Below are 22,146 nucleotides of genomic sequence, written 5' to 3'. Positions count from 1 at the left end.
TTACTGTACCTCCTGTGTGGCTATGCTTTCAAAGCCAAATATGTCGACTGCTTTTACACATACTGTGCGTTTCCCTTGTTTCTTTGTTACCGTAAGAGTTGTCTGATTTACTACCTTAAACGCATCACTATCCGTATCTTCGTTTTCTCTGTAATCCTGCCAAACGCTTACAAAAGTCTCTCCATCATAATCTGGGTCAATACTCCAGTATTCAATGAGGGAAAGAGGGTCATTTGCCATAATTTCTTGTAGAGCCTGTTTGTACTTATCCTCTAGTGGCAGAGCGTCCGGTGACAGAAGAATATAATTATCGAGCATGATTGTGAGTTTCTCTGTATCTTCTCCGTAGTCAATCTTTTGTACGGACTTAATTGTAAGATACTGTAGACTTGAAAAACGGATTTCACCGCTTTTGACTAGCTTTTCATATCCTGACTTTTTTGTCAACTTTTCAAGTAAATCCGGAGGAATAACTTGCACTTCAATACGATTATCTTTATTTTGCAATTCCTGCAAGATGCGCCCAATATCGAAGCTAAAATTCCAGCCAAGTACAATGACTTTATCCCACCCACCGAGATAAGTTTCACGTAGCTCTTGAGCCTTTTTAATGCTCGAGGCACCAGTCAGTTTATTGGGGGAGTCGACAATTACAAGTGTTTTCCCGCCTTTTATGTAGCCAAGATTACGCGAAGGACATTGTTCCTTTGTAAATGGTATTGCTCCATAAAGGCCCAAAACTACAGTGGCCAAATCTCCCACACGTTTATAAATCTTATTAGATGCAAAAACCTCTTTTTGATATTCTCCAACCGCCTGATATAAGTATGGCTTTGCATTCATATCAACAAGCCGTTTCCTCATAATCATGCAAGCTGGTTTTCCCAAATCAGACATAATCCATCGGTGTCCGAGTCTTTCGGCAACTGCACCTGTTGTGCCGGAGCCTGCGAAAAAGTCCGCAATAATCGAATCTTCATTTGAGGATGACTTTATAATTCGTTCAAGAAGTGCTTCCGGTTTTTGAGTATCGTAGCCTGTAGATTCGTTAAAATGGCTCTTAAGCGGGGAAATATCATCCCACCAATCTGATAAAGGTTGCCCATTGTTAATATCAAGCCAAGGCTGATCTAAATTTTCTGGTTGACCTTTTAGTTTTGCAAAAACGCCAGGATTATTATTTTTCAGCCATCTATAAGTAATATAACCATTCTTATCAAAGTATGAACCATATCGTTGCATGGTACTATCTGATAATTTTTGCCTTTGGATATTAAATATCCTATTATCAGACTTTTGATACAGATAAAGCACATCATGTTTTTTCTTAAAATATGATACCGCACGTGAACCAATGTCTTTATATCCCCAAACGATTTCATTGACAAAATTTTGCTTCCCAAAAATATCATCTAAAAGCAGTTTAACATAATGTCCAATATGCCAATCCAAATGAACATAAAGACTTCCTTTTTCTGACATCAGCTCCTTAATTAATACCAATCTAGGATATAACATTCTTAAGTAGCTAACTGTACCATCTTTCCAAGTATCAGCATATGCTGATTGCTCAATTACTGAAGGTTTCTGTTCTAGGTCACCGCTTGGAAGCTTGATTTTTGTTCGGTAATCCGCCTTGCTGTCAAACGGCGGGTCAATATAAATCAAATCAATTTTTCCACGCATGGAAGGAAGCCCGCTTTCTTCATCGCCTGCAAGCAACGCCTGCATAGTTAAAAGGTTGTCTCCATAAATAAGACGGTTTGTCCATTCCTGCTGCTCCTGCGGATATTTTACTACATTAAATAAGTCGCCCTGTGCTTTTGACGGAACGACATATTCATTTGTTTGAAGTCCTAGTTTATAAGGACTTTCTAAGCGTTCCATAATTTGCTCGACTTCTTTTTTTCCTTCCGCTACAATTTTTGGAAGCATTTCTATTAAAGATTCCGGCATATCATTTCCTCCACATTTCATTTAATCTTTAAACTATCCACGGTCTTTATATCTCAGCAATCTGCCATCGGCGGGTTTTTCTGCATCTTTAGGTATCAGCCATAAATTTGCCATTTTTATAGCACCTTCGATTCGTCCGTTAACACATAAAATCTGGACACGCCGCCTTGTAATGCTCCACTTATCAGCAGCTTCTTGTGCTGTAATATATTCCATTGTTTTACCACCTTGTACCAGTATAGAGTTTAGTATATTCTACATGTCGAACAATTGCAAGAGCATGTTTCCACTTTCTAATTATATTACCTGACCGGTACCATAAAAAGGACTTTGCGCACCCCCATAACAAAAATGCACACCCCAACAAAGGTGTGCAAAAATCAGTGATAACGATTGCAGTCAACAGTGGAAAATCAAGGCTTATGCCGCAGGAGCGAGCACCTTTTCAGGGTCAAAGACCCAGAAAGTCCAGTGAAATAGCCATAAAAACAACAAAGCCACCTTTTTCAAGGTGGCTATCATTGTATCACTTTTTGAGTAATGATTTGGTGCGAGTATTCTTACGGCATTTATTCAAAAAAGTCAGTAATATCAAGGGCTTACGGGCAATTAAGAAGCAGTATTTACTCCTAAAAATTGAATAACTTCATCATATTTTAAGGGCGTTCCGTGAAAGGGAACGTCCTTTTTTGTTTCAGGAGGTGAAAAGTCACATGACCAATGTAATTGCCGTCACCAATCAAAAGGGCGGTGTCGGTAAGACCACGACCTGCGCCAATCTTGGCATCGGGCTGGCGCAGGAAGGAAAAAAGGTGCTGCTGGTGGACAGCGACCCACAGGGCTCTCTGACAATCAGTTTGGGTAATCCCCAGCCTGATCAACTATCCGTGACGCTGGCAACGGTAATGGGCAAGGTTCTCACCGAAGAAGCCATTGACCCCAAAGAGGGCCTTCTTCATCACGACGAGGGCATTGATCTCATGCCCGCCAATATCGAGCTTTCCGGTATGGAGGTATCGCTCGTCAATGCCATGAGCCGTGAAAAAATCCTGAAGCAGTATCTGGACGGCGTAAAACGGCAATACGACTATGTGCTTTTGGACTGTATGCCCTCACTGGGAATGCTGACCGTTAACGCTCTGGCCGCAGCCGACAGCGTGCTCATTCCCGTTCAAGCGCAGTACCTTCCGGCCAAGGGCCTCGAACAGCTTTTGCAGACAATCAACAAGGTGCGGCGGCAGATCAATCCGAAGCTCAAAATCGATGGTATTCTGCTGACGATGGTAGACAGCCGTACCAACTATGCCAAAGAAATCAGCGCCCTGCTGCGGGACACCTACGGCTCAAAGCTGAAAGTATTCGACGTGGAGATTCCACATTCAGTCCGCGCCGCTGAGATCAGCGCGGAGGGCAGGAGTATTTTCGCCCACGACCCAAAGGGTAAGGTTGCCGAGGCGTATCGGGAGCTGACAAAGGAGGTGTTGAAGATTGAAAAGCAGCGCCAAAAACATAAGTCTGAACAGCTACGATGATATTTTCTCCACGGAGGAAACCCGTGAGGACGCCAAACGCGAAAAGGTCACGGATATGCCGCTTTCGGAACTGTACCCGTTTCCCGACCACCCGTTTCAGGTGCGGGACGATGATTCCATGAAAGAAACCGTGGAGAGTATTAAGGAATACGGTGTGTTGGTTCCCGCCATTGTCCGTCCCCGCGCGGACGGCGGCTATGAGCTTATTTCCGGCCACCGGCGCAAACACGCCTGTGAGCTGGCGGGGCTTCCCACCATGCCGGTCATTGTCCGCACTCTGGATGATGACGCCGCGACCATTATTATGGTTGACAGCAATATTCAGCGTGAAAACATCCTGCCGAGCGAACGGGCTAAAGCGTATAAAATGAAGTTAGAGGCCATAAAACGGCAAGGTGCGAGGACGGATTTAACTTCCCGACAAGTTGTCGGGAAGTTGGAAACTTTAGAAAGTGCTGAACTTGTGGGGAGAGAAGCCGGTGAAAGCGGCAGGCAGGTGCAGCGTTTTATCCGGCTGAACGAGCTGACGCCGCAGCTTCAGCAGATGGTGGACGACAAGAAAATTGCCATGACCCCCGCCGTGGAGCTGTCGTATCTCAAACCGGAGGAACAGACGCTTTTGCTCGACACCATCGAAAGCGAACAGGCCACCCCCTCGCTCTCGCAGGCCCAGCGGCTGAAAAAGTTCAGCGCGGAGGGCCACTTGAACGAAGACAGTATGCTGGCGATCATGTCGGAGGAAAAGAAGCCGGAGAAAAACGATCTGACCATCAAAGCGGATAAGCTCCAAAAATATTTCCCCAAGTCGTATACCCCGCAGCAGATGGAACAGGTCATTATCCGGCTGCTGGACGGATGGCAGAAAAAGCGGCAGCGAGATCAGGAAAGATAATAACCGTCGTTTCAGGCGTTCCGAAAGGGACGCCTTTTTTCATGTCTGAATGAATGGAGGAAACCGCATGACAACTGAAAAAATCAACGAAAGCAAAGGTAAAAAGGAGGATGAAAAGCGAAAACGCAAATGGCCGTACATTCTTGCGCTTCTATTGCTGTTGCTGCTTCTATTACTTCTCCTGCTGCGAAGCTGCGGAAATCAGCACCCCTGTCCGAACCCGCCGCCTTCCAGTTCCGTTCCCTCGTCGTCCGCTCCGTCTCTGGACGATGCCGGAAGCGCGGAGCCGGGGAGTAGCAGCACCCCGTCGCGGCAGGAAATCCTGTCCCGACTTCAAAAACAGGAAGTCACCGTCACCGACAAGGTGAGCGCACAGGCGTCCTTCCTCAACGGGTCGAAAGGGACTTCCGGTACATGGGAAGTGGAGAATCCGTCTTCCAATACCGTCATTATGCAGTGTGAAATCGTGTTGAACGGCGAAACCGTGGCGAAATCCGCGCCGATCTATCCGGGGCAGCACATCGACGGGCTTACCCTGTCCCGTCAGGTTTCATCCGGGAATCACAGTGTGACGGCGACCATCCGGTATTACAACAAGGATACCAAGGCTTACCTCGGAATGGCCTACTACAAAATCCGTCTTTCCGTTTCGTAATCAGCCGGATAGTCCGGTTGATATAAAAGTTCATAAGGAGGCTTCTCAATGAAAAGCAAACTCAGAAAGGTCCTCGCAGGTATCATCACCTTTGCCGTGCTCGGCGTGACGGCGGCAGTCCCGGCGTTCGCCGCCGACAAAACCGACACCGGCACAGGCAACATTACGGGGAATGTGACGATCAACGGCTCCATCTCGCCGCTGACTATTTCTGTCACACACCCGATCAACGTGGCCTACGCCATCAGCCCGGACGCCGAAACCTTTACCGCGCCTGACATCAAAGTGACCAACAACACCAAAGTCGCTGTGATTGCCACGGTGGAATCCCTGAAAGCCGCTTCGGGTGGCTCTCTTACCTTCACCGACGTCGATCCGTCCGCAAAAGCGTGGCGTTCGCTCAACCTCGCGGATTCCAAAAAGTACATCGCGCTCGGCATTGCGGCAAAAGGCAATTCCGGCTGGAACAGCGGGTACAGCACATCCACCCATTGGGCGGTGAGCGATTCGCCATTACAGGTCGGAACGCTGAATCCGAACACTTCCGGCGCGCTGTCCCTGACGGCGGACTACGGTCTTGCGTTCGACGGGGCGTACACGGCAAACCATCAGCTTGTTTTCCAGTTCCAGCTCACATAAGAACAGAAGCGCGGGAATTGGCCGGGATTTTCCCGGCCAACCTTCCACGCCGAAAGGAGGGTTTCTATTTGAAGCAATCATTCAGGCGGCTTTTTCTCGTCCCTCTGCTTACTGCCGGGATTCTGCTGTCCGGCGCTTCACCCGCATTCGCGGCCTCCGCCGCATCGGTTCTGTCGCTGACCGCGACGCCGAACCCGCCCGGGAACTATGTGGCGCTGAACTGGACAAACAGCGACAAAAGCCAGCCATACAGCTATATGCTCTATTCCAAATCCGCGCATGAATCAACCTTTCAGAGCATTCCCGCAAAAGATCGCGCGAAGGTTCTGAACATCTATCCTGTTGTCACGCCGACCGTTTCCTTTACAACGTGGCAGGGCAAAAGCTACACCCTGCCGAAGTCGGCATCCCTCAAAATGTGGATGGAAACGCCGAACGAGTACGATTCCAAAGGCTACGGCAAGGGCCTCATTTCCGTGGACGCTGTTTCGATCTCGGATTTCAACGCCAGCCCGGACGCTTATCTGAAAAACGCGGACGGCAGCTACAAATACGACGTGCTGTATTTCGGAGCGTGGGATTCCAACGGCAGTCAGGATTTATCTGTTACTGCGGAGAGTAAAACTGATGCCTTTATCAAAACCGGTCGAGGCGTCCTGTTCGGGCATGACACAATGGTGAGCAACGACCGAATTTCAATGCCGAATTTCTACAAGCTTGCTCACTACTGCAATATTCAGACCATCCCAAAATACACGGTACTCGGCGGCACACAGATCAAAGTTGCCAAAAAGGGCCTGCTCACCAATTACCCGTGGAAAATCGGGGACGTCGGTACGGTCCTGAACGTCCCGATGTCCCATTCCAATCAACTTGCTTTCGGGGATGTTTGGATGACGTATCAGCAGCCCTACACTTACCAAAATAGCGCGGAGGCCACCGGCTCCGGCGGGCAGGGCACCAACACCTTTTATCTGACAAGCTGGTCGAACTGTGCCATGATTCAGGCTGGCCATTCCAACGGTGAAGCTACGTCTGACGAACAGCGCGTTACGGCCGACACCCTGTTTTACCTCGCTCAGATTACGACCGACACAAGCTGGAACGATCATAAAGGTCAGGATTTGGACGCGCCGGATGAACCGACCATTTCTGGCGTTACGCACAATTCCGAACGGACACAGTACACCGTCAATTATTCTTCTCAGGACAACGCGACCGGCTATCAATACTATGTGGAGGCCACAGGGCAGAACGACGGCGTGAAATACGATTCCCCGGTTGTTTCCGCTTCTTTGAAAACAGGGATGAAAGACTATTCTATCGTAGTGGACAACAGTCCCGATACCGTCCCGGACGGGAGCATTACAACGACATCAAACAGCTATACTTTTTCCCGTCCATCCGGAGGCAGCTTTTACATTCATATTGCCGCCGTAGACAAGGCCGAGAATATTTTATCCGTTGCTCATTATCCTGTGGACGAGCTGGTATCTGTCACACATCCGGTCAGTATCGGCTATTCAATCGACCCAAACAGCAACACGCCGTTCACCGCGCCAGATATTCCGATTACCAACCATTCCACTTTCCCCGTCCGGGTTTCCGTCGCGGACCTGAAAGCGACATCCGGCATCGGTGACGCCGCCCCCACGTCCTATTTGGACTGGAACAGCCTGACCGCGGCGCAGACCGGAAGCGGAATCGCGCTCGGCGTGGGAATCAGCAAAACATCCGGTTCGGGCTGGACGGCGGTTGACCGGGAAACGCCTGTTTATACGGGTGATCTCGCGTCGGAAGTCCCGTTGGGAACGCTCGGCGCGAACGGAGCGTTGGGGAATCTGGCGCTTACCGCTAAATTCGGTTTAGCCTGGGTGAATACGCGAACCGTTTCCCATGAACTGATATTAAACTTCACGATTACCGATTAAGCCGGTCACATGGAAGGGAGTGATACAAAATGGCGGTTTTTCGTGTGGAGCGGACGCGGGACTACACGGTTATGAGCAACCATCACCTGAAGAACAGGGCCTTGTCCCTGAAAGCGAAAGGGCTGCTGTCCATGATGCTCTCCCTTCCGGACGATTGGGATTACACCACGCGGGGCCTTGCCTCCATCTGCCGGGAAGGTGTGGACGCCATCGGAAAAGCACTCAAGGAGCTGGAAAACGCAGGCTATATGGAGCGCCAACAGCTTCGCGGCAAAGACGGGCGCATCACGGATACCGAATATACCATCTATGAGCAGCCGCGCAAGCCGCCGGGTACGCCTTTCCCAGATACGGATTCACCAGATACGGAAAAGCCGTATCTGGATACCCCGGATATGGAAAAACCGGATACGGAAAATCCCGCGCAATTAAATACTAAGGGAACTAATATCCCTAAAAAATCAAATACGGATAGAGCAAATACGTATCAATCCAATCCGGCAGACCGAAAACCGGAGGCCGCTGCACCGGATGATTCGATGGATGCGACGGATAGCATCCTGACTCCAATATCTTATTGGCAAACACGAGGTGTCAACCGCCCTGGCAAGCATAAAGACGCACCGCCCACGAAATGGAACAGTTCAACTATCACGAAGATTCTTTCCTTACAGGAGTATTGCGGGGACGTTCTCAATTTCAAGACGTACAGCAAATCCTACAAGAATAAGAAGCGAATTGAGAACGACCGTGACAATTGGGTTATCTTTAAGGATGTGCATGATCCGGTCATTGACCGCGCTTCATGGGAAAAAGTACAGCAGAAGCGCGGCAAAATCCGTAAGCGGAAAACCAATGAGGGAGAAACCAATATGTTTTCCGGCTTGCTTGTCTGTGCCGACTGCGGTCACAATCTGCATTACCACTTCAATCAGGGCAACCCGGACATCAAGTATTTCAACTGTTCCAATTACAAAGGTAATCGGGGTACTTGTGCTTCTACCCATTATATCCGTGTCGACTTTCTGGAACAGGTCGTACTGGGAGAAATCCACAGGCTCACAAAATTTGCGAGCAAGTATGAAGATGAATTTGTCAAAGCGGTTATGGGACATTCTCAGCAAACGGTGGAACTTGAGCGGCAGAAAAAGCAAAAAGGATACAATGCTCTGTTGGCCCGCGATAAAGAGATTGACCGACTGTTTGATCGAATGTATGAGGACAATGTGGCCGGGAAAATTTCCGACGAGCGGTTTTCAAAAATGACCAAGCAGTATGAAGATGAGCAGAGCGGATTAGCAGGGCGGATAAAAACGCTGAGGGCCGAGCTTGATAAAGAAAGCCGTCAATCTGTGGGCACGGATATGTTCATTGCCACTGTGCGTAAATATACCAGAGCCAGAAAGCTCACACCGCGTATGCTGAACGAACTGATCGATCACATTGAAGTCCATCAGGCTGAGAAGGTAAACGGCGTATACGTCCAGAAGCTGACTATTCATTATAATTGTATCGGCTCCATTGAAATACCGGATGTTTCATCTCTACAGGAACCGGATGTTCTGATACAGACAAGAAAAGGAGTAGCCGTAAGCTACTCCCAAGCGCAAATGGCAGGATAAGCATATAAAAAGCCGAGTGTTCTTACAGCACTTTCAAATACTATAAGAACACTCGGCATGGTGCGGGTGACAGGACTTGAACCTGCATGGAATAATCCACAAGAACCTAAATCTTTAAGTCGCGTTGAATATTTCTATAAATTTCTTCAAAATTCCGCATTGGATAGCCATTCTTAAAATAGTACATAAGAATCCGTAAGAAATAAATAGCTTTTTATGTCGTACAAGTGTCGTACAAAATCGGGTTATAAATCACTGAGTTTGCCCCTCCTATATCCTCCGCAACTTCCCTGATAGATGCGAAACAGACACATAAAATTTTCTTGACAAATCGGAATGCCACGCATACAATGAAGATAAAGCAAAGGGCCATCTACCGAAGTAGACAGCCCAAAGCGCGATAATAACCGCTAACCTTTGAACCGGGGGCGGTTATTTTTTTGCCTGTTGCGCGACTACGATTATGTATCCCGTCGCTACGACAAGGAAGATAGCCGCATAGAGAATCTCCATGCAATCACCTCCATTCTCGGGGTATTGTGCCCCAAGCGTTGAAAGAGCTTTTTCCTAAGAACGGAGGATAACCGTCCGTGACCCTTTGCAACTTCCATTATAGCCGCATTATTCCAGATTGCAATAGTCCATGCTTCGGTGTGGGCTATTTTTTATTCTCAATTGCGCCCATTACACGCTTTACGACATCTGGATCATGTTTTCTATTTAAAATCTTGTCAATGTCAAGGCGCTCTATGCGCTCATTAATCGCTATAATTACAAATTCATTTAGACTTTCGCCATTCGGATATTCTTCAGACATTTGCGAAGCTGCATAAGCCTTTAATTCTGCCTTTTGCCCTTTGGGAACGGTAATATACAGCCGATCATATGATTTCTCATTATAGTTGCGGCTCCATTCTGTTTGTTTTTTCATATCGCGTTTACGCTTTTCCACATTCTCACCTCTACCATAGCATATCATTTTTGCACCAATAACGCAATTAGTCAATCTTACTAATAACGCTATTATAAGTTTGGCAGTATTTATTGTTTACTAATAACGTTATTAGTATTATAATGAGTACAGAAATTAAGAGAGGGGCGGTCAAGGATGGAACTAATAAAGGCAAACATAAAAGAGCAGGGTACGGAAATGCTTTTAAATTGCTTTACGCTCATGAACGGTACCGCAATGGAAGCAAACGAGCGGTTGGTATTTGCCGTCATTACTGATGAATTAGAATCGCGCGGGGCTGTTAGATATGATGAAGAAACAGAAGAATATTCCGTTTGTGCTTGAGCGCAACGGGAAGCAATACAAAATCATTGCATTAACCGAAACCAACGGTCCCAGCATGACAGGTCCAAATATCGAAGTTAAAAGTTGTGTTGCAATGTGGCTATACAAAGGTGTTTGGCATCCAGTAAAAAATTATGAGATTCGAGCAACGCTCAGAGAAATTTACGATTCATTATAGCGCCGCGCCGGGCAACGTTCCCGGCAGAAAGGATAACAGTATGATTAGAGTTTATTATGACAGGGGAAATATTGTTGCGGTTTTTAAAAGTAATCCGTATTTCGTTATTGGATTTCTGGACAAAGAGCAAAGAAGCCATATCAGGCAAAACGCTGAATCTTGCATAAAGTCAATGGGATGGAATATTAAAGATTTTGCTATCGACATATCCGAATAAATTATACAGGCTTCGCTAACGGCCAGACGGGCAGAAAGGAAAAACCTATGACTCTTGAACAAAAACGCATTGAACGTCTGTATGCCCTGCTCCATCAGATTGAGCGCAAAGGCCCAGATACAGCGGCAGTGCTAAGATGGGCGATATTTGAATTAGAGCGCAAATACAAATAAAAAATGCCCTCCCAACCATCACGGTCAGGAGGGCATAATCATATCTGTATGTTATTTCGCGCCCGTGGTGCCGGACGCGACCGCCCCGCTTTCAGTATCGTGGCTGAATAAATCCTTCCAGACAGATTGAATCTCATTCTTCACGGCGGTTTCGTCAAAAGTGATGCGGTACTTTTCGCAAAACGCCTTGACCGAATCCATGACGTATTGAAATTTCTTTTCCCCGCTGCCGCTTTCCGTGAATAACGTTTCCGCCGCCTTAACGCCATTGTAGACCAGCCCGGAGATCACAGATATCTGATTGGCCGTGAGCTTTGATTTCAGCCAGGGGACCAGGTAGGCAGTGATAGCGCCCATGAGTGCGGTGCCCACCACTCCGATGATCGCAACAATGACCTGAGTAATATCGATTGTCATATGTACCTCTTTCCGCCGGGTTAACCGGCCATGTTATTATTTCCGCCAGAATCGGTCTGGCTGTCCTGCGCTGCGGAGATCACCTGCGCGGCCTGTGACAGGTCGCCGGTCTGCATGCCCTGAACCGCCGCCTGAATTGCAGGATTATCGAACACGCCGCAATGATGGTCATATCCGCTTTTCGCGGCATATTGCGACAGGTTGACGATCTCTACCCACGCGACGTATTGAAGCATCTGCGGGGCATCCGTGACCGTTCCGGTCCGCCAGACGGCAAAGATGTAGACCGCCGCCGCGAGACATGCCAGATGGACCGCATTGGTAATAAGCTTGTGGGTTGTACGTTTCCTCATGTGCCGCTTCATACGACCGTCGCGACGAACTTCTTTACGCCGTTGACGAATACCCCGGCTCCCTGCCCAACGGCCCCTGCGGCTTTCAGAGTGGTGAGATACTTCCCTCCGGAGACGGTCTGTCCCGCCGTCTGAATCACCGTGCTATTTCCGGTCGTGACGTTTTTAGAACCAGTGGCCAAAGTGTAAGTCTGGCCGCGCTTGATCTTAATGTCCATCGTCGTATCGCAGTAAGAAGAACCGACCGTGATCCCCCCGCCGCCGATCTTCACATTCAGCGCTGAATTGTAGCAGATGTTGAGGTCTATATATTGCGAGCCGTTCCCGGAGAGCTTGCCGGTGCTGGAATACTGCCACATGTCGCACAGAGAGGCATAGCTTGCTTCGTCCGGGTTCTGCCCGGTGTACCGTGCGTACCAAAATTTTACGCCTTTGTTTTTCAGGTACTGGATATCAATCTCATTCCGCTTCCAGCTCTCGTTACTATAAACCCACGGATCATATCCAGCGTTCTTCACAAGCTCCAGCGCGGCCCAAGCGGTATCCGTGGTCTGATTCTTTCCCAGCGCCGCAAGCGCGTCGCATTCGGCATCGTAGGCGACGAACAACGGCGATGTTCCTGCAATCTTCGACAGGACAAATCTTGCCTCCGCTTGCGCTCCGGAAACCGTCGCGGATTCCGCATACCAATAAAAGGCATACGGGATTCTCAGCGTCTTACAGGCCGCGAGGTTCGTGGAAAATTGCCGGTCCATCGTCGTGCCGTGACAGACGCGGATGATCGCGAACTGACAGTGCCCCGTTGCTTTGAGCTTCGCAAGGCTTAAAATGCCATTGTGGTGGGATACATCAATTCCAAGAGTATAATTCATGCTGTTTTTTCCTTTCCGTCCACTTTACTTTCAAGGACAGTAATTCGGGTTTCATGGTTTTCCAGTTTTTTATTTGCCTCAACCTGCGCGCTTTTTATTTCTGAAATATCTTTTCCAACGCCGGAAATATCGTTATGGATAGAATCCAGTTTCGCGTTGACGGAGCCTTTCCATTCCCCATCGTCCGCGATGCGCTTGTCTCTTCCGTTCAGCCATCCAGCGAGGCCGACAAAGCACCCGACAATTGCAATGATCGTTCCGATTTCAATTGCCCCCACATTATCACCGCTTCACGTTTTTATCATCCAGCCCTAACCGTCGTTCCAGCCTCCGCGCTGCCTCCCGCTTGTTCGATCTGACAACATGCCGCGCAAGCCCGCAGCCGAATGTTAAAATCAGCCCTGCCAGCAGCCCCCAATACCATACGTCGGCCTTTGCCGTATCCCATGTGGTAAAGTAATGCCGAATCTGTATCATTTTAACCGGGCCGATTCCTGGCAGCGCGTCGACTTCCCGAATGTCCTGGTACGCCCCGTTCGATTCCAGCTTTTGAATTGTAACCGCGCCTATTTTCTGAATGTGCGTATCCCGCCAGTCTGCGGCTGTCATGCGGTTGATATTGACCGGCGCATTAAAATAGGCCCATGCCAAAAGCACAAGCCCTAATGCGATTCCGGTATCAATAAATTTTGTTTTGTGCCGCCGTATCCACGCGGCGAATTTCTGCATTACCATTCCAGCCCTTTCAGGGATGTTTGTTCATCTGTCGTAAGATAGCCGGCCTTTTGCAAAGTATCGATCAAGCTATGTATTTCGATCTCCATCGATATCGATTTTGAATAAGCATTGTCGTGATAGTCTGTAATCAAAGATACCAGCGTATATGCAGCGGTGCCGTCCGTAAGGACCGTTTGGCCCGTAGCGGCCGGTTTGGTAAAAGTGAACCCGCATGCCGTGCACAGATCTTGCGCATCGGTCAGCGAAATCAGCCCTGAAATCCAGCAGTTAATGACCATCAACAATTTGTATACCGTAGAAAACAGCCCCGTATTAAACAAAATTTCGATCATTGCTTTACAAGTCATGTTGTACCTCCCTGCTGAGCTATATAAGCCTGTATTGCAAGCTGCGCCGCCTGAGTATAGGCAACCTGCTCCTGTAGTTTCTGTAAATCCGTTTTATTACCGGCCTCCGCTTCCTGCCGCGCCACTTCCGCGTCAAAATCCGCCTGAATGGTTTCCGTGGATACCGTCGAGGCGTATACCCTGACATTGCCCTCGTTCCCGTCCGCGTCCTTGTAGATGATAAGTTGCTTTGTGCTGTCAAGGCTGTACGCCTTTGTCAGAGCTTCCGGCGTGGCCTGTGGAACACCGGCTAAAGCAGACGTACCATCCCAAACCCGCCATGATTGATAAGCCATTGTAAGACCTCCTAATTCTTATACTTTGTCCATGCGGACCCGTCACCGATGTATGTCGGGTATTCGTTGAAATCGGTTGAATACCACCAGGCATCTTGAAAACGAAACGGAACATTCATTTTGCTGGTAGAAATTAACTGCGTATTTCGGCTGATTCCGTCCAAAATCGCCAGCGTATTTTCCGCAAGCGTTTCAGAAGCAAAGTCGTAATACTGGATATTTCCTGAAGAATATAAAACCGCTAATGATGTGCCGATTTGAATAACAGCGACAATTGCAGTAGCAAATGGGGAAATTGTCCGGTTTGTCCATACTCCAATTTCAAATTCATGCAATGATGCAGTTGAATCAGTACAACGCAAATACAGTTTGTTTTGATAAGCAGTTATACCATAAATTGAAGGAAGCGGATGCAACGACCCGCCTAATGATTGTGTTGTTTCAGTGTTTGTTGTCGTGTCAAAAATTCGGATTGTGGTTTGTGAAGTATCGGATGAATCAGTAAAGCACTGATAATAAATTTTGTCATCGACTAGGACACCTTCGGATAATGATTTTTCATTATCTTGAGATGTAGTATTTGAACTGATTGTTTTTATAGTATGATGTGTATTTGTAGCAAAATCAAAAGAAAGCAAAGCAGTATAATAAGAAGGAGTATTTGGAAAGTTAGCCCTATAGACAAAATAGACAATGGTGCCTTTAGCTCCCACTTGACCAGAAGGAAACATATAGCTAACATTTCCTGTTTGGCCTGTTAATAAATCATGTGCTGCATCAGTTGTTGTAGTCCCTATTTGTGTTGTTAAATCAAAATTGCAGATAATCGTTCCAACGGTATCATCATAAACACAGGATACCGCCGCATATAAGGTAGTACCAGAGATACAGGCAATAACGGCGGAAATGCCAGGAGCTGAACCAGAACTGGATAAAGTTATAGTATGAGAATAAACAGTTGATACCGTATTTGTGGAATGATTCCAACGATAAATATACAAATATAATGTTGCACCAAGTAAATGCCCTCGTATTTGATAGATATCGCCATTATATGAAAGAGCAACCGTCCTATCAAGATTACTTACTGTATTAAATGCAGTTCCAGCGTTCAGTGAGCTATCATACGTCCTGATCTCTCCGCCAATGGTAAAGCTGTTTTTGTCTGTGATCCTGTTTACGGAATGTTTTTCGGGCGCTTCAATCCAGATACCATTTTTATTCTCTGGTTCGTCCGGCTGCACAAACAGATTTAATTTCGTACCTCCGGACTGCTTAAAATTTAGCTTTGCATTCTCCGCGTCGTAGATGAACGGCACTGTCGCCCCGGCCTTGAAAAATTCGTCCGGCAAGCTGTCCCCGTTCTGCAACTGCGCCGTGACCGCCGTACCGTTGACCGTAAACGTGTCCCCTTCCGCGTAATCGTCATTGGCATAAAATTTTCCGTTTGGTCCTGATCCTGACAAGGCATATACGCCGCTGGATTTGGTGTAAGTATAAGTCTGGACGCACGCAGTGTTCATTTCTGAGATTCGGCTATTGAAATTCGCCCGTGTCGCTCCGTCCGTCCCTAAAAATTCAGTGATTGCGTTCACGAAATCCACTCTCCTTTCTCAAAAGCATTCATAGTCAAATTTTTAGCGTCCAGCTCGTCAAATGTCAGGCTTTGCGCATCCAGTTCATCCCATATCGTATAGAGATAAGCAATATCCACCAGCATGTTAGCCGGTATCGTTTTCCACATGGTAGCGTACAGAGGATTGAGGTCGGCAATTCTGGACTCGCCGCGGTACTTAATGTGTACCTGATACCCATCGAGCGATACATCAACTTCAAGGCCCATGTAAGCCTCAACAATGGATTTTAATACCATGAGATTGATTGGAGGCTTTGTTATGATCTTTGCCCTGATTGCGTCTCTGCGGGCCTGTAACGTGCCATTGAGCGGCGCGGATAGACTCAGTATCTTTTCCCATCGTGCGCATCCGTCTTCGTCTGCGGTTGACGGGAACTTATTATTTACTGCCTTTTTTACGGCGGCGGACAGCTTGTCGATTTCAAAATCAACCGACCCGGCTATCGCGTTGACCTCAACAATTCCTTGCAGCCGTTCCGGGAGCTGGTTGAGATAATTTGACTGTTCATCGTAAAACATCAGCCAGACACCTCCGTGACCGTGATCGTGCCGACCACCGGAACCTGATACGACGCGAATGTTTTTGACAATGCAAGATTCTGTGCTGCTCCATTGATCGTAACCGCGCCGATATCTACAATATCGCTGTGGCTGTCTAGGATCGCCGCTTGAAGTTTGGCATAAAAAATTGTCGGGTCTTTAAACCCGACAGCGTTAATATAATCTGTGATCGCCTGAACAACCACAGGCTGGATTGTGGCGAAGCTAGATCCGGTCTTGATCTGTATCTCGGCGGAAACATCAATCGTCAGATCCGTTGATGTTTCGACCGTAACCGTATGCCCGATTGGGGCGATCCCGTCGCCGTCCGTTCCCATTTCGGTCTGAACGGTATTCACTAATGTGCTTGATGCGGTTTTGCCGTCTTCGTCGCCTATGACGAGTCCAACGGCTCCGGCGGTCCCCATGATATGCGCCGGAAATACTTCAACGGCACCCACTCCATCAATTGCAAGGACTTTTTCTTCATAATCCGCAATGTTGCCGCCAAAAGCGGATTGGCGGACCTTTTCATAAAATCTTGTCCTTAAATCATCGTCCGTTTCATCATCACGGGCGGAAATTAAGGGAGTCGCTATCAATGTGGCGCTCCCAAAATTATTGATGTTGTCTGCGTTAAGAATTGCCCCGGAATACAGATTGCCGGAAGAACCGGCCTGTTCGCAAGTGGCCTTATATTGGCCTGTGGTGATTTTTTCAGTCAGCGCGAATGAAACATCGTTAATTTGAAATCGGTTGCCTATTGCCGCATCCATTGCCGCGCCGGAGCTGTCAAATAAATTGATCTGCCGAACGGCGTAAGTAGCTGCTTCGCGCGTAACGCCAAAATCTGTAACAACCCGGTCCAGCCATTCCTCTTCCGCCGTGTCAGCAAACATCAAGGCCATCAGGTAGGCAATCATATAGGACTGCTGCGCCATCAGGAACGCACAGGGGGACAAAGTGTTATAAATAATACTTCCTTCCCGTTTGTCAACCGTGTCAGGGACCAGCGCAAGCATTTCAGATAAAATCGTGTTGTAATCGTAATCATCTATAGACGGAAGACTAGCCATTTTGCACCGTCACCTCCTGATTTTCTATATTTCCGAATATGGTATTTACGGTAAATGTGGCTGTTGCGGTTTCACCGGAAAACGTGATATCGAAATTAGAAATTCCGGTTATGCGGTCGTCCTCTGCCAACGTTTCAGATATTCTGCGCTGCAAATCTCCGCTGACATATTCACGGCTTTTTCCGATCAGGTCTGACGATTCCATCCCGTAGTCCGTTGAATAAATCGGATACTCGAATCGCTCTACGGATAAAATGAGTTGTACGGCCTGTAACACTGCATCGATTCCGTCAGCCGTGCCATAGATATGGTCCCCGTCTATTTTCCACGTTTTTGATGGATGGAAGATATCTTCTGTTTCTAATCCGTAGGTTTTTAAAACACTCATCCCAACACCCCGATCAATGCGTACTTTTGACCGCCCTGCTTCATCATCAGCGTGACGCGTTTCCCAATTGTGACGGTTGTTCCTTCCGGTACGTCCACCATGTCAATAGGTACAGACATAGGCTTTCCGTCAATCTTCACGCTGGATGCGCCCCAAATTCCATAAACTAAATCTGCCGGCTGATAGACAGCCAGATATTCATCAACAATCTGTTTGATCGCGTTGTATAAGTCCATCAGCTCACCGCCGTTCCTGCATATGAAAACATTAGGTCAAGTTTCATCGTATGTTCCGTGCTTTTGTATTCATGTACCGCGTGATCTACAACAGCCCAGGCGTCAAGGCCAATGGATGAAATAACCACGCGGATACTGTTTCCGGCCATTACCCTTGAATCTCCGGCGCAATCGACGTTTTCCAGCGTTTCAGTCTCACGGTTTTTGATCCCGAGAAGCCGGTTGGCACGGGAAGCAAGCTGCGCGTCGTTCAGGTCTGCGGAAACCTTGTCATAGATCATCAGTTTACCCCATTTTTTAATGGTGCTATCGTCCTTTGCAACGTAAGTATTCCGTACCCCTTTACTGGAATCGTCTTTTGCCACAACCGCGAAATTATAGGTGTCGCTGTCAATCGACTTTTCGTATTCGTAATCCTTCGCAAGCGATCCGTCCCCGATGATGATAGGCAGCCGAAGATTGTAAATATCCCGCAGTTCCAGCGCGCCGAAGCTGTCACGGAAGACGTACCAATATCCATTCCCGACAAGGTTGTCTTGAATCGACATATAGATCATATCCAGGTGGGATTTGTTGTCATAAAGATACTTTCCAAGCTGATATTCCGTGCTTTCTATCGTGCCAAGCCTGATCCGGTCCCCGCAATCATAGGCTACCGTGTTTACCCAGCTTGTCAGCGTCGTTCCGTTAGGCCGGATGATTGAATTTGAGCTTTTAAAATAGCGCAGTTGATCGTATGCCGTACAGGAATATTTTTTGTTGTCTTTTTTTGTGGAAAAAAGGAACCCGTAAAACACATTGACGGAGCCGAAATAGAAAATGACTGTTGAACCGTTTGGGTAAAGTTTCCCAAGCGCCGCAGGATATTCAAACGTAAACTTCCCGGCCCCGTCGTTCCAGCGTGTTTCATATTTGACATTACATGCAATTTCGGATACATCTTCGCCGTTAATCGTCAGCATAGCATCACCCGTTCAGCTTCTTGTCAAGCCAACTGACAGCATCATAATAAGCGTTTTTGATTGCCGTACCTGCGCCACTCACAACGGCGGCTACGCCCTGCAACTGTGCTTTGGCGCTCACACTGTTGCCAGTTGCGCCGGAGTATGGGGAAATATTATTCACGGTCTTTGGCGCGTAAATCGTTCCAGGCTTTACTGTCGCCGCATTTGTTACCGGCTTCCCACTGCTTTTTAGGGTAAGATAATCGTGCTTTTTTTCCTGAATAGCCGCTTTGCTTTTATAAATCTCCGCGTCTGTTTTTGTTCCGACGCCGGTCTTTTTATAATTTTTATATGCCGTATTGCTTGATGAAAGAGTTACTTTAGGCGGAGTTGGCACTTTTCCGGGACGCGCTACCGTCGGTATGTTCGTCGTTTTCACGCCGACAGGCTTGTATTCCTCCAGTTCAAATGTGACGGTGTAAACCCCCGGAGAGGTTTCCTGCGAATCATAGGATTTGAACCAGGCCAATACTGACAGGTTAGCGGATGAATTGCGAATGTTTGTTATGACAAGGCGGGAAGGGTCTGTTGTGTTTCCTAGCAAAGATTTACATGCATTGAATATTTCTGATGCTCTCCATTGGTTATACTTTGAAGCCTCTGTCGCATTCTCATATAGTTGGCATTGAATAGACCACGTTTCCGGGTCTTTCGCATTTGGAACATTAAACTTCCCCGCCCCTACCCCGTCGTATGTTTCAAGATCACGCCCGTTTTTGTCTTGGACGGATTCCACCGCGTAAAGGGAGAACCCTCCGAAGGACACATAGTAATGAAATGTCATAGCATTTTACCTCCGGCGGAGGCAGAAGCGCGACCTGCGAGAAGATTCCCTAGATAGCCGTCTACCTCGTCTAGGTCAGCGGTTTTATTTACCGTTTGGTTCGCAATGTTTACGGACGGTTCAATTTTCTGCGCGTTGAACGTCGCGAAGAACTTAGCCGCCGATGCCTCAAAGACATATTTCAGGTTTTCTTTTTCGATTTCTACCGTGCCGGATACTTTGATCGGGTCTTTGTTATTTATTGTGGTAGGAATGGATCCAAATTGCGTAGAATTTCCAAGTGTGGAAGCGCCGAGCTTTTTTTGTTCGGCGGCGAACTTTGCTGCGGAAGATTTAACATCAGATAACGTCGCGGCAGATTTTTTCAAATCGTCATTTTGCTTTGAAAGTGAAGAAGCTATCCCAATCGTTGCCGCTGCTCCTGCAATAAGCGCAGCCGCCGTAATCCATTGACCAGCCACAAGACTAACTGTTGTTCCGGTTAATAGTGCAACCGTCCGGGCAACCATCATAGCGGAATTAAATACTACAAGTGCAGTTACTACTCCGCCAACGGCAGGGACCAAAATATAGGCGTTTTGTGCAATCCATGAAAGTCCTTGTCCAAGCATTTGCGTTCCCTGCGCCATAACGTTAAAAAATGGTTGAAATTTTCCAGCGTCCATATCTGCGTTTAGTTGCTGGAATGTGCCGGATAAGCTTTGTACAGCTCCATTAGATTGGTCCCCAATAGCCGACATTAGGTTTGTTTTGAATAATTCTGCCTGTACAGAAAGGCTTTTAAAATTCGCATCAACAACGCCTTGCGTAGCACCAAATTTATTAAATTCTTTGTCAAGATAGGAAATCGTCCCAGCAATATCGCCTTTTTGAAAGTTTTTCTGAATTGTATCGGCTGAAATTCCAGTCATGTTAAATCGGTTTCTAAGGCTCATTGTCTGACCGGACAAGACTTCTTTCAAAGCAAATACTGCGCCCTCGGCTCCCTGCGCCGGGTTGAACAAATAAAGGCGCTGAGTCAGGTCAAGAAGCTGTTGAAGCTGATTAATATTTTTGGTGTACGCCAAAAAAGAAGTTGTTGCAGAAGATAAATTTTCACGGTCAAGAGCTGATTTGCTGGCGTATGCTGAAACAAACTGATAAAGGTCTGTACCTAACTGCTTGTTTCCCATCAGTGATTGGAGTGTAGTTTGCTGGATTTGCTGTGTCGCCGCCGTCTGGATAGATTCTTTTAAAAACCCGAACGCTTTACGGGCGAGATAAACCGTAGAAATCATGGTTGCAAGTTTTCCGGTTATGCCTGTAATTCCAGTTGCCGCGCTTACAGTTTGTGGTTGGATGTTTCGAAACGCTTCCCCAAGCGTTTTTGCGCCTTTAGATGCGTTTTCTGTCGCTTTTTCGCCTTGCTGCGCGGAATTAATGATTTTGCTCATAGTTGCGGTGTACTGATCTGTAAGCCGCATAATGGATTCTAATGTATTTGCCAAGCTATCACCCCTTTACATGGTGATTTTTTTGTGATATCCTTTTATAAAAGGAGATGGGAATATATGGTTAAGGTAAAAACATTTAAGCAAACTATGTTTCACACAAACCTTGATAAAATGGTGAATAGTTTTATTAAGGAAAATAATATTTCTGCTGAAAATATAATCAGTGTTGTTCCTGTTTCTGCTCCGGTGTACAATGGTTCAATGGTTGCAAAAACAATAACGCTAACTTACAACGAATAAAGCGGCGGGTTAACTCCCACCGCTTTTATTTCTCTCTCATGTGTTCTTGCGCCACAAGGTCACTTGCTACTATAAACGCACGTTGCATGGTCAGGTCAACAACAGGAAGATTGAGGAAAGTCGCCGGTAAAATGCTGTGGTTCTGGAATACCAAGTGAGCGTAAGCCCACATTCCATCACCATGTCCCCGGCAGCTTCCCTCTATGCGTTTTTTGCTTCTTTTACCCCGTCCATGAAGTCAGCATTTGCATTGACGAAATCGCTATACGCTTTCATCAGTTCGGCAAGTTCTGAATCGGTAATCAGTTCGATCAATGCGTCATAAGGCTCCATGATTTTGTGGCCGCATTTTTCGGAGAGCGCGTCTTGCAGTTCCTTGCTCCGCAGATTCGGTTTTACCATAGCGGCGGCCATCGTCGGAACAAGCGGCAAAGAACCGGGTAAATCTTTGCTTGCCGAATCCTTTGCAACTTCGATTCCCTCGTTTGCAGAAAGCTGCCGAAATTCAAATTCTTCATCGAATCCTTTCAGTCGGACTTTCAAATTAGGTTTTCTGTGCGGGTGCAAGAAGCTTTCTAGGGTTTTATCCATATGT

At 47.3% G+C, this 22,146-nt stretch carries 28 protein-coding genes and 1 pseudogene; 10 read left to right on the top strand and 19 right to left on the bottom strand.

The window, feature by feature from the left end; genetic code table 11:
- Both EQM14_RS01790 and EQM14_RS01785 read right to left on the bottom strand, forming a co-directional pair.
- On the bottom strand, nucleotides 1–1,956 hold the full coding sequence (locus EQM14_RS01790; protein WP_128741351.1) for a site-specific DNA-methyltransferase: 1,956 nt from the start codon (nucleotides 1,954–1,956) through the stop codon (nucleotides 1–3).
- A 33-nt stretch (nucleotides 1,957–1,989) separates the two neighbouring features.
- Nucleotides 1,990–2,172, bottom strand: a complete 183-nt coding sequence (locus EQM14_RS01785) for a DNA-binding protein (RefSeq protein ID WP_128741350.1) — start codon at nucleotides 2,170–2,172, stop codon at nucleotides 1,990–1,992.
- 497 nt (nucleotides 2,173–2,669) lie between these two features.
- Here EQM14_RS01785 and EQM14_RS01780 point away from each other — a divergent pair, with 497 nt between their 5' ends.
- The 7 genes and pseudogenes from EQM14_RS01780 (at nucleotide 2,670) to EQM14_RS01755 (ending at nucleotide 9,227) form a co-directional block, all read left to right on the top strand.
- The gene (locus tag EQM14_RS01780) at nucleotides 2,670–3,488 is read left to right on the top strand and encodes a ParA family protein (protein WP_128741349.1); all 819 of its coding nucleotides are present in this window, start codon (nucleotides 2,670–2,672) and stop codon (nucleotides 3,486–3,488) included.
- Complete coding sequence (locus tag EQM14_RS01775; protein ID WP_128741348.1) at nucleotides 3,445–4,380, top strand: ParB/RepB/Spo0J family partition protein; 936 nt, start codon at nucleotides 3,445–3,447, stop codon at nucleotides 4,378–4,380. Before EQM14_RS01780 ends, EQM14_RS01775 begins: the two co-directional genes overlap by 44 nt.
- A gap of 67 nt (nucleotides 4,381–4,447) precedes the next feature.
- A complete protein-coding gene (locus tag EQM14_RS01770; RefSeq protein WP_128741347.1) occupies nucleotides 4,448–5,035 on the top strand; it encodes a hypothetical protein in 588 nt (195 codons plus the stop codon).
- Between the two features lie 48 nt (nucleotides 5,036–5,083).
- On the top strand, nucleotides 5,084–5,674 hold the full coding sequence (locus tag EQM14_RS01765; RefSeq protein WP_128741346.1) for a hypothetical protein: 591 nt from the start codon (nucleotides 5,084–5,086) through the stop codon (nucleotides 5,672–5,674).
- Nucleotides 5,675–5,742: 68 nt separating this feature from the next.
- Nucleotides 5,743–7,605 (top strand): DUF5057 domain-containing protein, encoded by a 1,863-nt coding sequence (locus EQM14_RS01760; protein ID WP_128741345.1) that lies wholly within the window; start codon nucleotides 5,743–5,745, stop codon nucleotides 7,603–7,605.
- A 29-nt stretch (nucleotides 7,606–7,634) separates the two neighbouring features.
- Nucleotides 7,635–8,183: pseudogene (locus EQM14_RS16560) on the top strand (helix-turn-helix domain-containing protein); the annotation flags it as partial.
- Nucleotides 8,163–9,227 carry a DUF4368 domain-containing protein gene (locus tag EQM14_RS01755; protein ID WP_442861484.1) on the top strand — a complete coding sequence of 355 codons (1,065 nt, stop codon included), beginning with the start codon at nucleotides 8,163–8,165 and terminating at the stop codon, nucleotides 9,225–9,227. The pseudogene EQM14_RS16560 and the gene EQM14_RS01755, both read left to right, overlap by 21 nt.
- A 658-nt stretch (nucleotides 9,228–9,885) precedes the next feature.
- Here the strand turns inward: EQM14_RS01755 and EQM14_RS01750 are convergent.
- Complete coding sequence (locus EQM14_RS01750) at nucleotides 9,886–10,179, bottom strand: hypothetical protein (RefSeq protein WP_205703185.1); 294 nt, start codon at nucleotides 10,177–10,179, stop codon at nucleotides 9,886–9,888.
- A 156-nt stretch (nucleotides 10,180–10,335) separates the two neighbouring features.
- On the opposite strand from EQM14_RS01750, the gene EQM14_RS01745 reads away from it, so the two are divergent.
- Nucleotides 10,336–10,524, top strand: coding sequence for a hypothetical protein (locus EQM14_RS01745; RefSeq protein WP_128741343.1), 189 nt, complete (start codon nucleotides 10,336–10,338; stop codon nucleotides 10,522–10,524).
- Nucleotides 10,487–10,702 carry a hypothetical protein gene (locus EQM14_RS16225; RefSeq protein WP_164918915.1) on the top strand — a complete coding sequence of 72 codons (216 nt, stop codon included), beginning with the start codon at nucleotides 10,487–10,489 and terminating at the stop codon, nucleotides 10,700–10,702. The genes EQM14_RS01745 and EQM14_RS16225 overlap by 38 nt, the downstream gene beginning before the upstream one ends.
- Before the next feature lie 441 nt (nucleotides 10,703–11,143).
- Here EQM14_RS16225 and EQM14_RS01740 read toward each other — a convergent pair whose 3' ends face one another.
- From EQM14_RS01740 to EQM14_RS01670, 15 genes are read right to left on the bottom strand one after another with little or no spacing between them, the layout of a single operon-like run.
- Nucleotides 11,144–11,509: a phage holin, LLH family gene (locus tag EQM14_RS01740; RefSeq protein WP_128741342.1), complete on the bottom strand. Its 366-nt coding sequence runs from the start codon at nucleotides 11,507–11,509 to the stop codon at nucleotides 11,144–11,146.
- 20 nt (nucleotides 11,510–11,529) lie between these two features.
- A complete protein-coding gene (locus EQM14_RS01735; protein ID WP_128741341.1) occupies nucleotides 11,530–11,862 on the bottom strand; it encodes a hypothetical protein in 333 nt (110 codons plus the stop codon).
- 8 nt (nucleotides 11,863–11,870) lie between these two features.
- Nucleotides 11,871–12,734 carry a GH25 family lysozyme gene (locus EQM14_RS01730; protein WP_128741340.1) on the bottom strand — a complete coding sequence of 288 codons (864 nt, stop codon included), beginning with the start codon at nucleotides 12,732–12,734 and terminating at the stop codon, nucleotides 11,871–11,873.
- Nucleotides 12,731–13,012, bottom strand: a complete 282-nt coding sequence (locus tag EQM14_RS01725) for a hypothetical protein (RefSeq protein ID WP_128741339.1) — start codon at nucleotides 13,010–13,012, stop codon at nucleotides 12,731–12,733. Before EQM14_RS01725 ends, EQM14_RS01730 begins: the two co-directional genes overlap by 4 nt.
- A gap of 4 nt (nucleotides 13,013–13,016) precedes the next feature.
- Complete coding sequence (locus EQM14_RS01720) at nucleotides 13,017–13,469, bottom strand: ComEA family DNA-binding protein (protein WP_128741338.1); 453 nt, start codon at nucleotides 13,467–13,469, stop codon at nucleotides 13,017–13,019.
- Nucleotides 13,463–13,819, bottom strand: coding sequence for a hypothetical protein (locus EQM14_RS01715; protein ID WP_128741337.1), 357 nt, complete (start codon nucleotides 13,817–13,819; stop codon nucleotides 13,463–13,465). Before EQM14_RS01715 ends, EQM14_RS01720 begins: the two co-directional genes overlap by 7 nt.
- Nucleotides 13,816–14,154, bottom strand: coding sequence for a hypothetical protein (locus tag EQM14_RS01710; RefSeq protein WP_128741336.1), 339 nt, complete (start codon nucleotides 14,152–14,154; stop codon nucleotides 13,816–13,818). The genes EQM14_RS01715 and EQM14_RS01710 overlap by 4 nt, the downstream gene beginning before the upstream one ends.
- Before the next feature lie 11 nt (nucleotides 14,155–14,165).
- Entirely contained in the window at nucleotides 14,166–15,749 is a 1,584-nt protein-coding gene (locus EQM14_RS01705; protein ID WP_128741335.1) for a hypothetical protein, read from the bottom strand.
- Nucleotides 15,746–16,309: a putative phage tail protein gene (locus tag EQM14_RS01700; protein WP_128741334.1), complete on the bottom strand. Its 564-nt coding sequence runs from the start codon at nucleotides 16,307–16,309 to the stop codon at nucleotides 15,746–15,748. The genes EQM14_RS01705 and EQM14_RS01700 overlap by 4 nt, the downstream gene beginning before the upstream one ends.
- A complete protein-coding gene (locus EQM14_RS01695; RefSeq protein ID WP_243112580.1) occupies nucleotides 16,309–17,352 on the bottom strand; it encodes a baseplate J/gp47 family protein in 1,044 nt (347 codons plus the stop codon). The genes EQM14_RS01700 and EQM14_RS01695 overlap by 1 nt, the downstream gene beginning before the upstream one ends.
- A 46-nt stretch (nucleotides 17,353–17,398) precedes the next feature.
- Nucleotides 17,399–17,794, bottom strand: a complete 396-nt coding sequence (locus EQM14_RS01690) for a DUF2634 domain-containing protein (protein WP_128741332.1) — start codon at nucleotides 17,792–17,794, stop codon at nucleotides 17,399–17,401.
- On the bottom strand, nucleotides 17,791–18,030 hold the full coding sequence (locus tag EQM14_RS01685; RefSeq protein ID WP_128741331.1) for a hypothetical protein: 240 nt from the start codon (nucleotides 18,028–18,030) through the stop codon (nucleotides 17,791–17,793). Before EQM14_RS01685 ends, EQM14_RS01690 begins: the two co-directional genes overlap by 4 nt.
- The gene (locus EQM14_RS01680; RefSeq protein WP_128741330.1) at nucleotides 18,030–18,992 is read right to left on the bottom strand and encodes an XkdQ/YqbQ family protein; all 963 of its coding nucleotides are present in this window, start codon (nucleotides 18,990–18,992) and stop codon (nucleotides 18,030–18,032) included. Before EQM14_RS01680 ends, EQM14_RS01685 begins: the two co-directional genes overlap by 1 nt.
- 4 nt (nucleotides 18,993–18,996) lie before the next feature.
- Entirely contained in the window at nucleotides 18,997–19,818 is an 822-nt protein-coding gene (locus EQM14_RS01675; RefSeq protein ID WP_128741329.1) for a hypothetical protein, read from the bottom strand.
- Nucleotides 19,815–21,305 (bottom strand): hypothetical protein, encoded by a 1,491-nt coding sequence (locus EQM14_RS01670; protein WP_128741328.1) that lies wholly within the window; start codon nucleotides 21,303–21,305, stop codon nucleotides 19,815–19,817. Before EQM14_RS01670 ends, EQM14_RS01675 begins: the two co-directional genes overlap by 4 nt.
- Nucleotides 21,306–21,368: 63 nt before the next feature.
- On the opposite strand from EQM14_RS01670, the gene EQM14_RS01665 reads away from it, so the two are divergent.
- Nucleotides 21,369–21,551, top strand: a complete 183-nt coding sequence (locus EQM14_RS01665) for a hypothetical protein (RefSeq protein WP_128741327.1) — start codon at nucleotides 21,369–21,371, stop codon at nucleotides 21,549–21,551.
- A 201-nt stretch (nucleotides 21,552–21,752) separates the two neighbouring features.
- Here the strand turns inward: EQM14_RS01665 and EQM14_RS01660 are convergent, their stop codons facing one another.
- Nucleotides 21,753–22,142, bottom strand: coding sequence for a hypothetical protein (locus tag EQM14_RS01660; RefSeq protein ID WP_128741326.1), 390 nt, complete (start codon nucleotides 22,140–22,142; stop codon nucleotides 21,753–21,755).
- Nucleotides 22,143–22,146: the final 4 nt, after the last annotated feature.

Origin of the sequence: Caproiciproducens sp. NJN-50 (assembly GCF_004103755.1) — a bacterium.
GTDB lineage: Bacteria > Bacillota > Clostridia > Oscillospirales > Acutalibacteraceae > Caproicibacter.
Note: the sequence above shows the minus strand (reverse complement) of the source record. Positions and strands in the feature narration are given on the sequence as shown.